Raw genomic sequence first — 13,561 nt, 5'->3', positions numbered from 1 at the left:
CGCACGCTCGGCTCAAGACTCCTATTGGCACGTGGGCGGGGCGCGCCGAGGTCCGCTTGTAGGGAGTACGGAACGCAGGCGGACGTCATCGCTCAGGCACCGTTCACGCCGGCGGCGTCGTCCCAGCGCCCTCGGTGTCGTCCGCGCCTGCCGGACCTGTCCCGGCCTGATTGAGGTTTTCGTGCGCGTCGCCCATGTCGCCGGTGGCCTTGCCGGCGGGGGAGAGCCCGAAGTGCTTGCGGACGGCGTTCGCCTCGGCAGGGGACAGGATGTGTCCGACTCCGAGGGATGGCGCGCCCTTGATTGCGTTCTTCGTGTACCCGACGTGCAGATCCGTACCGTCGAAGGTGGCGTCCTCGACCGGGACCAGCGCCTGGTGTCTCCCGAGCATTCCCGTCGCGACGCTGACGTAGGCCGCGCTTCCGTCCTCGTCGGAGGGGAACACTTGCGTCACATTGCCGACCATCGCGCCGTCGCGATCCCGGACCGTCGCGCTCTCGACCTGATGGATGAGGCTCTTGGAGATCATGGGCGTAGTCAACGCCGTGCGCCTGACGCTTCGCGGCAACGCGTGTTTGGACAGGAGGCACGGTGCCAGCTGGCACCGTGTCTCCTGTCCGGCGCGTGGCACGCAGACCTGGCAGAGACGACTTCGCGATCAGCTCTCGAGGGAGGCCCGACGGATTGCACGGTGCGCCACCGGAATCGACAGGATTGCGTCGCCGACGAGCACTCCTGCGGCCACGAGGACCGAGATCGGATGGCGGAGCGGCGCAAGACCGATGCTGACCATGCACCAAGCCACGGTGATCGTCCCGCTGATGACGGTGGGACGCAGTGCCGCATGATGCCCGATGCGCCAGGCCGCATCGCTGGACATCGTGATCCGGGTCCGGACGCCGGCGAGATCGTTCCGAGCCAGCGACCCGTTCGCGGCTCTCCAGGTCACCCAGGTCACGAGTACCGCGGCACCGACCTCGAGAGCCAGCGCAAACACCATTGCTCCATCCATAAGTTCGACGCTAGTGTGCCGATGTATGAACGGCAATGTTTCGATGGTCACCTCTTCGTCGCCGAGAAGGGCAGCGGACGGAATGTCGAGACCGACGGAGGACTGGGCGTGAGTCCTCTCGTCCCGACGGCGCTGGATGGTGCCGCGATGAGCGTCTGCATCCTCGGGCTGTTGCTTTCCCTTGCAGCTCTCACGTCGCTGATCAGAGCCGCGTCACCGACGGGATGGCATTTGCTCGCCTGGGCTCTCGTCGTCCTCTTCGTCCCCTTCGTCGGTCCGGTGTCGTGGTTCGCCGTTCGGCTCCGCGGGCGGCGGCAGAGGTTTCGGTACCTCGATGACGACGCCTGATTCCCATCGAATGGCGATCGGTGATGTCCCGAGCCGCCAGTCCCGAGTCCGGTCGCGGCGGAACGGCGCTGCAGACGCCTTGACGACGCTTCTGCGGAGGAAGAGATCAGGTGCGGACCCCGCGTGAACTTCAAGGGCTCTGGCGAGCGAGTCTTCGCACGGCTGACGGCTGGCGAACCGTCCGTGAGCCCCGCGGGCCCTACGCCACTGCCTCGATGCTCGAGTGGGGGAGCATCACGAAGGGACTCGTGGGCACGACGGCTTGGCTCACACTCGAGGTCGAGCGGCCGGTCGTGCACTACCTCCCCGGTGTGCCCGATGCCGACATGACCATTGCTGACCTCGTCCACCACACCTCGGGCTTGCCACGGCTTCCCGCCACGATGCGCGACCGTCTGTTCGGCGACCCGTACCGAGAGTCCGTCGGGGTTTCTCTGGATCTGGCAGCTGCGGTGCCGGCCACGCCGCGAGGCCGCTTCGTGTACTCGAACCTCGGGTGCGCGCTGCTCGGCGCGGTACTCGACGAGGTGCACGGCGACTGGTTCGACGCTGTGCGCCAGCACGTCCTCGAGCCGGCGGGGATTGGCTCTGCGGCCCTCGTGCCCGCTCCGGTAGATCGCGTGGTTCCTAAGCTCTTCGGTCGTGCGATCAAGCCGTGGGCGCTCGGAGAATCGTCGTTCGCGGCTGCAGGCGGCGTCTGGTCCACGTTCGAGGATCTCTGTCGCTACGCCCATTGGGCGCTCGAACCTGGAGCTGGCCCCTCCCGCACGGTGAGCTGGCAGCGGGAAGGGGCATCGATCTGGATCAACGGAGAGGTGCGAGCGGCAGGAGCGGTCATCGCCAACGCGGCAGGAGTCACTGCCGCGGTCCACGCCCTCGCGAAGGCTCCGCATGCGGCAGACGCGATCGCCGCGGCGCTCATCGAGCAGGAGGCGCGGCCGACACGCGACGGCTGATGACCGAGCTGGTGGAGGCGGTGAAGGGCGACGCCAGTGCCAACCGGACCTGTCAGCCGGACGGCAGCCGCGCCTCCAGGCCGGATCGATAGCCGAGCACGAGGCGGGCGAAACGAAGAGGGCGGCTCTCCTCCTTGCGGAAGGGAGCCGCCCTGCAGTTGACGACGACTAACGCGCTGACGGGACCGCCGAGCCGACGAGCTCAGCCCGCACGATGTCTGCGCCAGCGGACAGCGCCCCGAGCTTGTCCAGCGCGGCCCCACGCGCCAGCGGAGCCATCCCGCAGTTCGAACTCGGGATGAGCTTGTCCGCGTCGACGAACTCGAGCGCCCGACGCAGCACCTCCGCGACCTCTTCCGGCGTCTCGACGGTCTCGGTCGCGACGTCGATCGCCCCGAGCATGACCTTCTTCCCGCGGATCAGCTCAACGAGCTCGAGGGGAACGTGGGAGTGGATGCACTCGAGCGAGACGATGTCGATCGACGACTGCTGCAGGAGCGGGAACGACTGCTCGTACTGCCGCCACTCGGCTCCGAGCGTCTCCTTCCACTTGTTGTTCGCCTCGATGCCGTAGCCGTAACAGATGTGCACGGCGGTCTCGGCGTGCAGGCCCTCGGTGGCGCGTTCGAGTGCGGCCACGCCCCAGTCCTGCACCTCGTCGTGGAAGACGGTGAAGGCGGGCTCGTCGAACTGGATGATGTCGACGCCGGCGGCTTCGAGCTCGCGCGCTTCCTGGTTGAGGATCGTGGCGAACTCCCACGCCAGCTTCTCGCGGCTCTTGTAGTGCTGGTCGGAGAGGGTGTCGATCATGGTCATCGGGCCGGGGAGCGCCCACTTGATCGGACGGTCGGTCTGGGCGCGCAGGAAGCGAGCGTCGTCCACGAACACGGGCGCCCGGCGGCTCACGGCACCGACGACGGTCGGGACAGCCGCGTCGTACCGGTCGCGGATGCGGACGGTCTCCTTGCGCTCGAGGTCGACCCCGTCCAGGTGCTCGATGAACGTCGTGACGAAGTGCTGGCGGGTCTGCTCGCCGTCGCTGACGATGTCGATGCCACGGCGCTCCTGCTCGTGGACGGCGGAGCGGAGGGCGTCCTGCTTGCCCTCGGTCAGGGCGTCTCCTTCGAGCAGCCAGGGGGACCAGAGTCGCTCGGGCTCGGCGAGCCAGGACGGTTTCGGCAGGCTGCCGACGATCGAGGTGGGCAGGAGGGTGCTCATGCTGTTGCGAGTCCTAACGATCAAAGAGAAGGAACGGCGGCGTCGGCAGCGAAGCGCGAGAGGAGCGCGTGGTGCGGCGTCACGAGGTGCTCCTCGGTCCACCGACCCTGGGTGATCCCGAGGCGGCTGCGCTCCTCGCGGTCGTAGGTGACCGGGGTGGGCGTGAAGTCGGTGTGGTCGAGGGTGGGTTGGTAGGTGCTCCCAGCCGGGGTGTTCGCGGCGTAGATCTCCGGGCGGTAGATCTTCTGGAACGTCTCCATGGTGGCGATCGTGCCGATGAGCTGCAGGTCCGTGTAGTCCCCGGTCAGGTCACCGCGCGTGTAGAACGCGAGCGGGGCCGACGCTCCGGCGGGCTGGAAGTACCGGACCCGCATGCCCATCCGACCGAAGTAGTCGTCGGTGAGCGAGGAGTGCTCGTGCTCGTACTCGGCGCCGAGGACGGGGTGGACGTACCCGGTCCGGCGGTAGGTCTGGCTCGTCGAGACGCTGATGCAGACGACGGGCTCGGCGCTGAAGTCCGAGCGGAACGCGGGGGACTCCAGGAAGCGCTGGAAGAGCGCCCCGTGCAACACGCCGAAGTCGGACGGCAGGCCCTGAGACGACGGCAGCAGCACCGAGAAGTCGTAGTCGCGCAGGTACGACGAGAAGTTGTTGCCGAGGATGCCGTGGTGGTGCTCGCCGGTGTGCTGGTCGACGATCGTGACGTCGAGCATCTCGAGCAGCGGGAACTCGGCGTCGGCTCCACCATCGGAGAACGCCAGCGCGGCCGAGACGATGTCGAGCTGCAGGCGGTAGCGATCGCCGGCAGCCAAGAGCTCGTTCGCACGCCCGTCGATCATCGCGAGCGCAGCACGGAGGTTCTGCTGACGGTGCTCGCCGCGCGCCAGGTTGGCGAAGTTCGTGGTCAGCCGGGAGCTGTCGGCGGGGGAGTAGTCCTCGTCGAAGCGGGTCCGGGTGATGCTGAAGGTGAGGTCGTTCGCCATGGTCGGCAATCTGTTCGTCGAGCGCCCGAGGGCGCTGGGGAAGGGGTTCCTTGATCATGACGGGAACCGCAGGCCATCAGGTAATACCGAGACGCTATGCGGCGGTATAGGTTCAGCCTATGGCTCGGGTCCCGAACGACATCACCCTCCAGCAGCTCCGGTACTTCATCGAGGTCGCGACCGAGGGCTCGATCAGTGCCGCTGCCGATCTGCTCTACGTGTCGCAACCGACGATGTCCGCGGCGATGAAGGACCTCGAGACCCGGATCGGGCGTCCCCTCTTCGTGCGCTCGGCCAGGGGAGTCGTGCTCACCGTCGACGGCGTCGAGTTCCTCGGGTACGCCCGGCAGGTCATCGAGCAGGTCTCCCTGCTCGAGCAGCGCTACATCGGCCGGCAGCGGTCGCGTCGGCTGCTCGGGGTGTCCTCCCAGCACTACTCATTCGCCGTGGAGGCCTTCGTCCGCATGGTCGAGGGCGCGGCGGCAGACGAGTACGAGTTCTCGCTGCGCGAGACACGCACCTGGGACATCATCGAGGACGTCCGCACGCTGCGGAGCGAGGTGGGCATCCTCTACCGCAACGACTTCAACAAGCAGGTGCTCGGCAAGCTGCTGCGGGACGCCGGGGTCGTCTTCACGCCGCTGTTCGTCGCCGAGCCGCACATCTTCGTGGCCCGGCGGAACCCGATCGCGTCACGGGAGCGTGCGACGCTCGAGGACCTCGCCGACCTGCCTCGGCTGACGTTCGACCAAGGCGCGAACAACTCCTTCTACCTGTCCGAGGAGATCCTGTCGACGATGTCGAGCAAGCGGGAGATCCGTGTCTCGGACCGGGCGACGATCTTCAACCTCATGATCGGTCTGGGTGGCTACACGATCTCGACCGGGCTCATCAGCGACGACCTCGACCCCGAGATCGTCGCCATCCCCCTCGACGTCGACGAACGCATCGAGATCGGCTGGATCGCGCACGCCTCGGTTCCCCTCACCGTGCAGGCGCAGACGTACCTGGACGAGTTGCGCGCGGTGGTCGCCGGCTACGGCGTCGAGCCGCTCGGGTAGGCAGGTGGCGGTTCCGGTGGTCCGGCGGCTCCGGTGGTCCGGCGGTTCCGGCGGTCGGCCGGGAGGCACGACACGCGTCCGTCAGGAGGCTGCGGTCTCGATCATCGCCTTCACGTGCGGCGCGCTCCACCGCAGGAGCGCGTCAGCGGGTGGACTGTCGAGGTCCTCGCCCCAGATCGCGACGGCCGCGCCCGACATCGGAGCAGCGAGAAGCGCACCGGAGTCGCCGTCCCACGTCCGGAGTGACCAGTGCTCGCGGAGGTCGGCGACGGTGTAGTCGCTGTCGGCGGGGTCGAGGTCGGTCGGCACCTCGTACAGGTAGTACGAGTTGTAGTTGAGCAGGTCGATCCCGGCCTGCTGCAGGTCGCCCGCACTGGCCCGGCGTGCTCGGCGTTCGCGGCGCTCGGCTGCGTCCTCGGTGTCACCGTCGAAGCTCCAGTACGTGACGTGGATGCGCGGGTCCAGTCGCCCGACCGCAGCGCGATCGATCCCGTCGTTCCAGGCCCACACCTCGCGGTTGCCGAGCGCGGCCGCCATCGCGTTCATCCACGCGACGCGTTGAGCGGCGGTGACGTCGCCGCCCCATTCGTCCCCACCGATGTGCACGGTGCGGCTGGACGGGAACGTCCGCTGCACCTCGGCGTACAGCTTGGTCGCCAGCGCGAGACTGCCCGGCGCCGACGGGTCGAGCTCGCTCTCGCCCGAACGGATGCGGTCGACCCACTTCGTGCCGTGCTCCGCCTCGAGCAGGGCGAAGGCGGCAGCCATGTGGCCGGGAGTGTCGACCTCGGGCACGATCGCGATCCGCCGCTTCGCCGCGTACCCGGCGATCGTGCGTGCCTGTGCGGCGCTGAGGAACGGACGGCCGGTCACGCGGCTCGTGTAGACGCCGTGGTCGAGATCGGCGTTCGCGAGGGTCTGGCCGAGGACTTTGCTCTCGATCCCGACGTTCTGGTCATCGGTGAGGTGCAGGTGCAGGAAGCGGCCGCCGTCGTCGGCGAGCAGGTCGATGTACCGCTTGATCAGTGCCACGGGGTAGTAGGCGCGAGCGACGTCGAGCATCACGCCGGTCTGGGGACGTGGTCGGGGCGTCGGCTTGGTGGTGACGGTCGAAGCGGACGTGCGGCAGTGCTGCCCGGAGTACGCACCCACGCAGGCGAGGACCGAGTACTTCCCGGCCGCGGCACGGGAAGGCGTCGTGCGGACCGCGCTGACCGTCGTGCTCGAGCCCGGGGCGAGTGCCTGCACCGCGACCCGGCCGAGCGAGTACTTCTTCGTGCCGGTCGACAGGGAGAGCCAGGCCGACGAAGCTGGCTTCCGCACCGAGGTGGTGTTCGTGACCTTCAGGGTGGCCCGCACGGCGCTGCCGGTCGAGGTGACGGTGGACGCCGCGGTGACCTTGGTCACCGTCACCGGCGACGCCGCGGTGTCAGCGGACCCGGCGACCGCATCGATGCCGACCAGCGCTGCTGCCGACACGGCGATCGCCAGACCGACCGCGATGGTCCGTCTGACGGAGTGCGGCGCGGTCGGCGGACCGGCAGTCGGGTCCGGAGTCCCGGTGGAGGAGGGCACGGAGACGACGGTAGTTCACCAGGGTTGCGCGGTTAGCATTGCCCGACCCGGCGCCCGGTCGCGGACCACATCCCACCCAGGGGAGACAACGTGAACGGCCACGAGCGCACCACCGATCGCGGTCGGCGTCGCGGGGCGCCCCGGCTCGTCGCCGGCCTGGTCGTCGCAATCGTGTCGATCGTCGCGACGGGGTGCTCCGCGGCGAAGACCCCGGAGGTCGCCGAGCCGCTCGCGACCTGGAACGCCGCCGTGGCCGACCGGACCGAGGCGCCCGCGAACTGGGTCGCCCTGGGGGACTCGATCACCGAGGGGCAGGGCGCCTCGTCACGCTCCACCCGGTGGATGGACCTCACGCTCGACCAGCTGCGCACGGAGCACCCGACGAACGGGGTCACCGGAGGGGCCGGGTACCTCCCGGCGCAGTTCGCCGTGTACGCACCGGACTCGACCTGGGGTGACTGGGCGACGGCGCGCACGGGGGAGAGCCAGTTCGACATCACCACCCCCGACCTCGGCTACCGATCGGTCGCGATGCAGGCGGGCGCCTCGCGGAGCTACGGCTTCACGGGCACCGGGATCGACATCTGGTGGGCGCGCTACCCCGGCTCCGGCGACTTCACCTACAGCGTCGACGGAGCCGCACCGACGACCGTCGCCACCACCGGGACTGCCAGTACCGGGACGATCACGAAGGTGGACGGACTGTCGAGCGGGGAGCACACGGTGACCGTCACCGCCGTCGCGCCGTTCTCCTTGCTGGGGTTCACGATCTACGACGGCGACCGGGACGCGGGCATCCACCGCTACGACTCCGCGCACTCGGGCTCGACGATCGCGACGTTCACGATGAACCAAGAGGGCTTCCTGACGGCGATGCGTCGTGCTGCTCCGGACCTCATCACGATCACGCTGGGCGGCAACGACGCGGCGAACCTCACACCCGACGAGCTCGGCGCCCAGTACGTGGCGTTCCTCGAGACGCTCGCGGCGCTGCCCACGAAGCCCTCGCTGCTCGTGATCGGCGAGTTCACCCCGGCCTCGAGCATGACGGACGGCATGGCGGAGCCGTGGTCGAGCTACCTCGCCGAGATCAAGCGTGCCGCGGCGAAGGGCGGAGCCGCGTACGTCAGCATGGCTGACACCTTCCCCGAGGCCGACACGTCCGGGACGGGGATCTACTCGACGGACGGCATCCACCCCAACGACGAAGGGCAGCGTCGGATCACGAAGCTCGTACTCGCCACCCTGGCTGCGCACGAGGGCGACTGAGGGGCGGAGCTGCTCCGTGCGGCCGTCGAGCCCTGGACCGAGGCATCCCCGGAGTGGTGCGACGATCCACTAGCGTGAGCGCATGGGGGAGCAACGCAACCACCAGTGGCTCGGCCCCGATGAGGACGCGTACCTCCGCCCGGCACGAGCGCAGCCTCGGACACCGTACGTCCCGACGAAGCCCGGCGCGATCGACCTCGTCGTGACCGCTGTCACGCTGGCCGTCACCTACGTCGCCGCGCCCCTCGCCTGGTTCTGGGTCGTGCTCAGCCAGATGGCCTTCGTCGGGTGCACGGACACCGCGAGGAACTGCAACTACGACGCGAGTTCGGTCGTCCTCATCGCGTATCCGCTCGTCTCGGGTGTCATCGCCGTCGTCGGGACGTGCTGGGTGGTCGCCCGTCGGCGCCGGTGGCAACCGGGGTCCTTCGCCGCTCTGGGCACGCTCGCCGGCCTCCTGGCGGCCTTCGTCGTCGCTGAGTTCGTCACGGACTTCGCGTCCGGCGGCTACCTGTTCTGAACCGCCGGCCGGGCCGCTGACGCACGGTGGGCAACGGACTGGAGGCGCGGTGCAGGTGAGTCGATCGACTCACCCGCACCGCGCCTCCAGTCCGGGTTGCTGCGAACGCAGCGTCAGCGACGTCAGCCGCGGATGAACGCGAGGATGTCCGGGTTGATGACGTCCGCGTGCGTCGTCAGCATGCCGTGCGGGTAGCCCTCGTAGACCTTCAAGGTCGAGTCGCTGAGCAATTCTGCCTGCTTCAGCGAGGCGTCCGCGTAGGGCACGACCTGGTCGTCGTCGCCCTGCAGGACGAGGACGGGCACGGTGATCGCGCGCAGGTCCTCGGTCTGGTCCGTCTCCGAGAACGCCTTGATGCCCTCGTAGTGCGCGACGGCACTGCCCGTCATGCCCTGACGCCACCAGTTGGCGATGACCGGCTCGGACGGCGTCACGCCGTCACGGTTGAAGCCGTAGAACGGGCCGGAGGCGACGGCGTGGAAGAACTCGGCGCGGTTGGCGGCGAGTGCCTGGCGGAACCCGTCGAAGACCGAGATGTCGGTGCCCTCGGGGTTCGCGTCGGTCTTCACCATCAGGGGCGGCACGGCGGACACGAGGACAGCCTTGGCGACCCGGCCCTGCGGCTGACCGTACTTCGCGACGTAGCGGGCGACCTGGCCACCACCGGTGGAGTGTCCGATGTGGATCGCATCGTGCAGATCGAGGTGCTCGACGACGGCGGACACGTCACTGGCGTAGTGGTCCATGTCGTGGCCGGTGCCGATCTGCGAGGAGCGCCCGTGGCCCCGTCGGTCGCTCGCGATCACGCGGAAGCCCTCGGCCAGGAAGTACAGCATCTGCGCGTCCCAGTCGTCGGAGGACAGCGGCCAGCCGTGGTGGAACACGATCGGCTGCGCATCGGCGTTGCCCCAGTCCTTGAAGTAGATCTCTGCACCGTCGTCGGTGGTCACGTAACCCATGGTCGGTCTCCTGTGGCTGGTGTTCGGTTGTGGTGGTCGGTGGGTGGTCAGCCGAGTTCGGCGATGGCGTCCGTGATGAAGGCCGCGACCTCGGCGGGGTGCGTCTGCATCACCAGGTGTGGTCCGTCGATCTCGACCACCTTGCGGACCCCGGCGCGCTGGTAGCCGAAACGCTCGACGTCCGGGTTGATGGTGTGGTCGGCGCTGGAGACGATGCCCCAGGACGGCTTGGTCTTCCACGCCGCGACGGATGCGGGTTCGCCGAACGCAACCGCGGACAGCGGGCGCTGCGACACTGCGAGGACCTTGGCCTTCTCGAGGTCGAGGCCGCCCGCGAAGACCGCGGGGAAGGCGTCGATGGCCACCGAGACGTCGGTGCCGGGCTCGGCGCCGTCGACGGGGTAGGGCGCGTAGACGAGGTTCGCCGCGAGGTCGCTGTCGGGGAACCCGCCCTGGAGGGCGCCGAGGCTCTCGCCCTCCTCGAGCGCGTAGGCGGCGACGAACACGAGCCCGACGACGTTCTCGGCGACGCCTGCGACGGTGAGGATCGCACCGCCGTAGGAGTGCCCGGCGAGCAGGACCGGTCCGTCGATCTGCTCGACGAACGACTGGATGTAGGCCGCGTCGCCGGACAGGCTGCGGTTGAACACGGGCGGAACGAGGACCTCGTGCCCCTGATCGAGGAGGAGCTTCGTGACGGGCGCCCAGCTGGCGGCGTCGGCGAAGGCTCCGTGGATGAGGACGATGGTGGGCGATTCGGTCACGGTGCGGTCCGTCCCGGTCCACAGCCGGTGCCGTGGACCTCCGTCGGTGGTGGAAGCGTCTGCTTCCATCCGTGACGCTAGGGCCGCGGGCCGGCGGTGCACATCGGTCACGATGACCGAGATGTGGCGTCGTGTGACTTAGTCGTCCGCCGCGGTCGCCCCGGGTGCCAGGACCGACGGCAGCTGCTGCCTGGTCGAGACGCCGAGCTTCTGGAACGCCGCGTACAGGTGGGCGCCCACCGTCCTGGGGGAGACGAAGAGGTGTTCGCCGATGGCGCGGTTGCTCAGGCCCTGGGCTGCGAGCGTGCAGACCCGGAGCTCCTGCGGGGTGAGCAGGTCGATGCTGCGTTGCCCCGTCGTCGGCAGGCGCTCGCCCGTGGCCCGGATGGCGTCTCGTGTCCGCTCTGCCCAGATCGGTGCGGGCATCGCCTCGAACAGGTCCAGGGCTGCGTGCAGGACTGCTCGGGCGGTGGTGCTCCGCCCTGCGCGACGCAGACGGCGACCGAGTCGGAGGAGCGCTCGCGCTTGCACGTACGGGACCGGCCAACGATCGTGCTGCAGGGTCGCCCACGCCGACTCGAGGTCGTCGTCCGACAGGAGCGCGGTCCGGGCGGAGTGGACGGCCGTGCGCACCAGGGGAGCGTGCCACCGCTCGTGGAGCCGCTCGAGGTCCGCCAACCGCTGCTCGGCGTCCGGTCGGTTGCCGGACTCCAGCGCGGCATCGACGTAGTCGTGGGAGGTCAGCACGGCGAAGGTCGGGTTGAACGCGTCGTCGTCGGGGTCGAAGAGACGTCGCAGGGGCTCGAGTGCGTCCGCTGCCCGGCCGGAGACCAGGTGCGCCAATCCGGTCGCGCCGAGCAGCGTTGCGCGCATCGCACTCGAGCGGAGCACCTGCGCGCCCGCCTCGGTCCCGCCGGCGATCCGCTCGGTGTCGGGCTGTTCGCCCTCGAGGGCGTCGAACCAGGCGAGCGCGCACCGCGCCGCGGCAGAGAACCCGGCGTCGCCCAGGTCCCGTCCGAGCGACGCGGCCTGCTGCGCGAGGGCGCGCGCCCGGGCGACGTCCCCGGCGAGGTACGTGGTCATCGAGGTCCCCATGAGGGCCTGCGGGAACGTCCGCAACTCGCCACGCGTCTGCATGCTCGCGAGGGCACGGTCGAGCAGGACACGAGCCGTGTCGATCTCGCCCACGAGGTTGAGCGCGTACCCGAGGAGCCACGCTGTCTCTTCGTCCAGGGCCGCGGGCGCCGCCGCCAACGCGAGCTCCAGCACACGATCGCCCCGGGCCAGCGGCTCGGTCCGGGCCGCCAGCAGGATCGACCGAGGGTCGTCCTCGGGAAGCGCGAGGGCTTCGACGACGACGAGCATCGGGTCGCCCGGGTCCGCCTCGGCAGTGTGGTCCCAGGCGATCGCGGCCAGGTGGAGCAGTGCGGCGGTGGCGTGTTCGACGCCGCCTGCCAGCTGCATCTCGGAGACGGCGTGGAGCGCCGGTCCGAGGTCGCCGACTGCCAGGCCCGTCCGACCAGTGGGCAGGGTCTCGGCGACCCACGCTGCGCGCGCCGCGAGCAACCCGGGAGGCGCCTCGTCGCGAGCCTGTTGCACCAAGAGCGACGCGTCTGAGGTCCTGCCGGACAGCCCGGCGAGTTCCGCCGCGACGATGCGTCGCTCGACGCGTCGGGCCACGTCCGACGTCAGCTCGGCGGCACGCTCGTACGCCCGGCTCGCGACGAAGGTGTCGGACATCGCGGTCCGTTCGTCGCCGAGCGCGGCGATCTCGTCCGCGAGGGGATCGTCGTGACCGGTGGCGAGCTCGGCGCGCCACCAGATGGTCCGTGCCGGGTCGTCCTGGTGCTCGAGCACGAGCGACCGGAGGACAGCGGTGCGCTCCGGCGGTGACGCCACCGACAGGACCGCCGACTGCACGAGCGGGTGCCGGAACCGGATTGCACGGGGTGCGACCCACTCGAGGAGCGAGGCCGCTGATGCCTGCTCGGTCCAGGTCGGTGTCGGGAACCTGCCGATTGCGCGTGCGGCGACTCGGGCGGCTTCCTCGGCGACGGTGCCGCCGGACAGTGCCACGGCGAGGATCGCCAACCGGACCCCTTGGTCGAGCTCCGTGTACCGATCCGCGAACTCCTTCTCGACCCGTCCGACGACGGGTCGTTCCCGCGTGCGCTCGGCCGCCGCAGTTGACCGGCCGAGCTCGTGCAGTGCCAGGGGGTTGCCCTCGGCGCGGAGCACGAGGTCGCGTCGCGCTTGCCCCGTCGGTGCTCCAGGCACTCCGTCGAGCAGTTCGTCGGCAGCGGACTGGTCGAGTGGACGGAGGTGCAGGCGTCGGATGCCCGGGTTCTCCACCGCATCGGTGTTCCGCGTGGTCATGACGATGACGACCGGGTCCTCGCCGACGCGACGGGCCATCATGCGGAGCGCCCACTCGGAGGGTGCATCCATCCAGTGCAGGTCCTCGGCGACGATCAGGAGCGGACGTTCGGCCGCCGCGTCCGAGAGCAGGGTCAGCGCGGCGAGTCCGGCGAGGAGCGGCGACGGCTGGATTCCCGTGGCGACCCCGAACGCGACGTCCAACGCCCGTCGCTGCGGCGACGGCAGGTTCGCGATGCCGCCGCGCAACGGGTACAGGAGCATGTGGAGCGCTGAGTACGGCTCCGCCGACTCAGCGAGGGTGCCGGTCGTCGTGAGCACTCGCAGTCCTCGGCGGCTCGCGTGCTCGAGCACATCGGCGACCAGCGACGACTTGCCGATGCCCGCTTCGCCGTCGATCACGAACGCGGAACCACCGCTGTCCACGTGACCGACCGCGTCTCGGAGAGCCGAGGTCTCCCGCTCACGCCCGATGACGGGCTGCGCCTTCGTCACGTCGTCAGTATGGCAGCGCTGCTGG

At 69.6% G+C, this 13,561-nt stretch carries 13 protein-coding genes; 5 read left to right on the top strand and 8 right to left on the bottom strand.

The features are described 5' to 3' along the window. Positions 1-103: 103 nt before the first annotated feature. Positions 104-529, bottom strand: coding sequence for a hypothetical protein (locus HQQ88_RS17210; protein WP_173170501.1), 426 nt, complete (start codon positions 527-529; stop codon positions 104-106). 129 nt (positions 530-658) lie between these two features. Continuing rightward, entirely contained in the window at positions 659-1,063 is a 405-nt protein-coding gene (locus tag HQQ88_RS19975; RefSeq protein ID WP_216834990.1) for an SdpI family protein, read from the bottom strand. A gap of 57 nt (positions 1,064-1,120) precedes the next feature. Between HQQ88_RS19975 and HQQ88_RS17200 the strand changes: the two genes are divergently transcribed. After that, positions 1,121-1,360, top strand: a complete 240-nt coding sequence (locus tag HQQ88_RS17200) for a PLDc N-terminal domain-containing protein (RefSeq protein WP_173170499.1) — start codon at positions 1,121-1,123, stop codon at positions 1,358-1,360. A 110-nt stretch (positions 1,361-1,470) separates the two neighbouring features. Further along, positions 1,471-2,316 (top strand): serine hydrolase domain-containing protein, encoded by an 846-nt coding sequence (locus HQQ88_RS17195; protein ID WP_367917045.1) that lies wholly within the window; start codon positions 1,471-1,473, stop codon positions 2,314-2,316. Between the two features lie 168 nt (positions 2,317-2,484). Here the strand turns inward: HQQ88_RS17195 and HQQ88_RS17190 are convergent, their stop codons facing one another. Further along, a complete protein-coding gene (locus tag HQQ88_RS17190; RefSeq protein ID WP_173170495.1) occupies positions 2,485-3,534 on the bottom strand; it encodes a methionine synthase in 1,050 nt (349 codons plus the stop codon). 20 nt (positions 3,535-3,554) lie between these two features. Next, the gene (locus HQQ88_RS17185; RefSeq protein ID WP_173170493.1) at positions 3,555-4,517 is read right to left on the bottom strand and encodes a putative oxygenase MesX; all 963 of its coding nucleotides are present in this window, start codon (positions 4,515-4,517) and stop codon (positions 3,555-3,557) included. A 119-nt stretch (positions 4,518-4,636) separates the two neighbouring features. Between HQQ88_RS17185 and HQQ88_RS17180 the strand changes: the two genes are divergently transcribed. Next, complete coding sequence (locus tag HQQ88_RS17180) at positions 4,637-5,578, top strand: LysR family transcriptional regulator (protein ID WP_173170491.1); 942 nt, start codon at positions 4,637-4,639, stop codon at positions 5,576-5,578. An 81-nt stretch (positions 5,579-5,659) separates the two neighbouring features. Here the strand turns inward: HQQ88_RS17180 and HQQ88_RS17175 are convergent, their stop codons facing one another. After that, positions 5,660-7,153, bottom strand: a complete 1,494-nt coding sequence (locus tag HQQ88_RS17175; protein ID WP_173170489.1) for a family 20 glycosylhydrolase — start codon at positions 7,151-7,153, stop codon at positions 5,660-5,662. Between the two features lie 90 nt (positions 7,154-7,243). On the opposite strand from HQQ88_RS17175, the gene HQQ88_RS20245 reads away from it, so the two are divergent. After that, positions 7,244-8,422, top strand: a complete 1,179-nt coding sequence (locus HQQ88_RS20245) for a GDSL-type esterase/lipase family protein (protein ID WP_173170487.1) — start codon at positions 7,244-7,246, stop codon at positions 8,420-8,422. 82 nt (positions 8,423-8,504) lie between these two features. Further along, positions 8,505-8,942 (top strand): hypothetical protein, encoded by a 438-nt coding sequence (locus HQQ88_RS17165; RefSeq protein ID WP_173170485.1) that lies wholly within the window; start codon positions 8,505-8,507, stop codon positions 8,940-8,942. 122 nt (positions 8,943-9,064) lie between these two features. Here the strand turns inward: HQQ88_RS17165 and HQQ88_RS17160 are convergent, their stop codons facing one another. From HQQ88_RS17160 to HQQ88_RS20240, 3 genes are all read right to left on the bottom strand, one after another. Continuing rightward, entirely contained in the window at positions 9,065-9,901 is an 837-nt protein-coding gene (locus tag HQQ88_RS17160; protein WP_173170483.1) for an alpha/beta fold hydrolase, read from the bottom strand. Between the two features lie 47 nt (positions 9,902-9,948). Continuing rightward, positions 9,949-10,665 (bottom strand): alpha/beta fold hydrolase, encoded by a 717-nt coding sequence (locus HQQ88_RS17155; protein ID WP_243692408.1) that lies wholly within the window; start codon positions 10,663-10,665, stop codon positions 9,949-9,951. Positions 10,666-10,803: 138 nt separating this feature from the next. Next, entirely contained in the window at positions 10,804-13,536 is a 2,733-nt protein-coding gene (locus HQQ88_RS20240; RefSeq protein WP_173170481.1) for a LuxR family transcriptional regulator, read from the bottom strand. Positions 13,537-13,561: the final 25 nt, after the last annotated feature.

The sequence above is a fragment of the Curtobacterium sp. VKM Ac-2861 genome, assembly GCF_013204965.1.
In the GTDB taxonomy this organism is placed as follows: domain Bacteria; phylum Actinomycetota; class Actinomycetes; order Actinomycetales; family Microbacteriaceae; genus Curtobacterium.
Note: the sequence above shows the minus strand (reverse complement) of the source record. Positions and strands in the feature narration are given on the sequence as shown.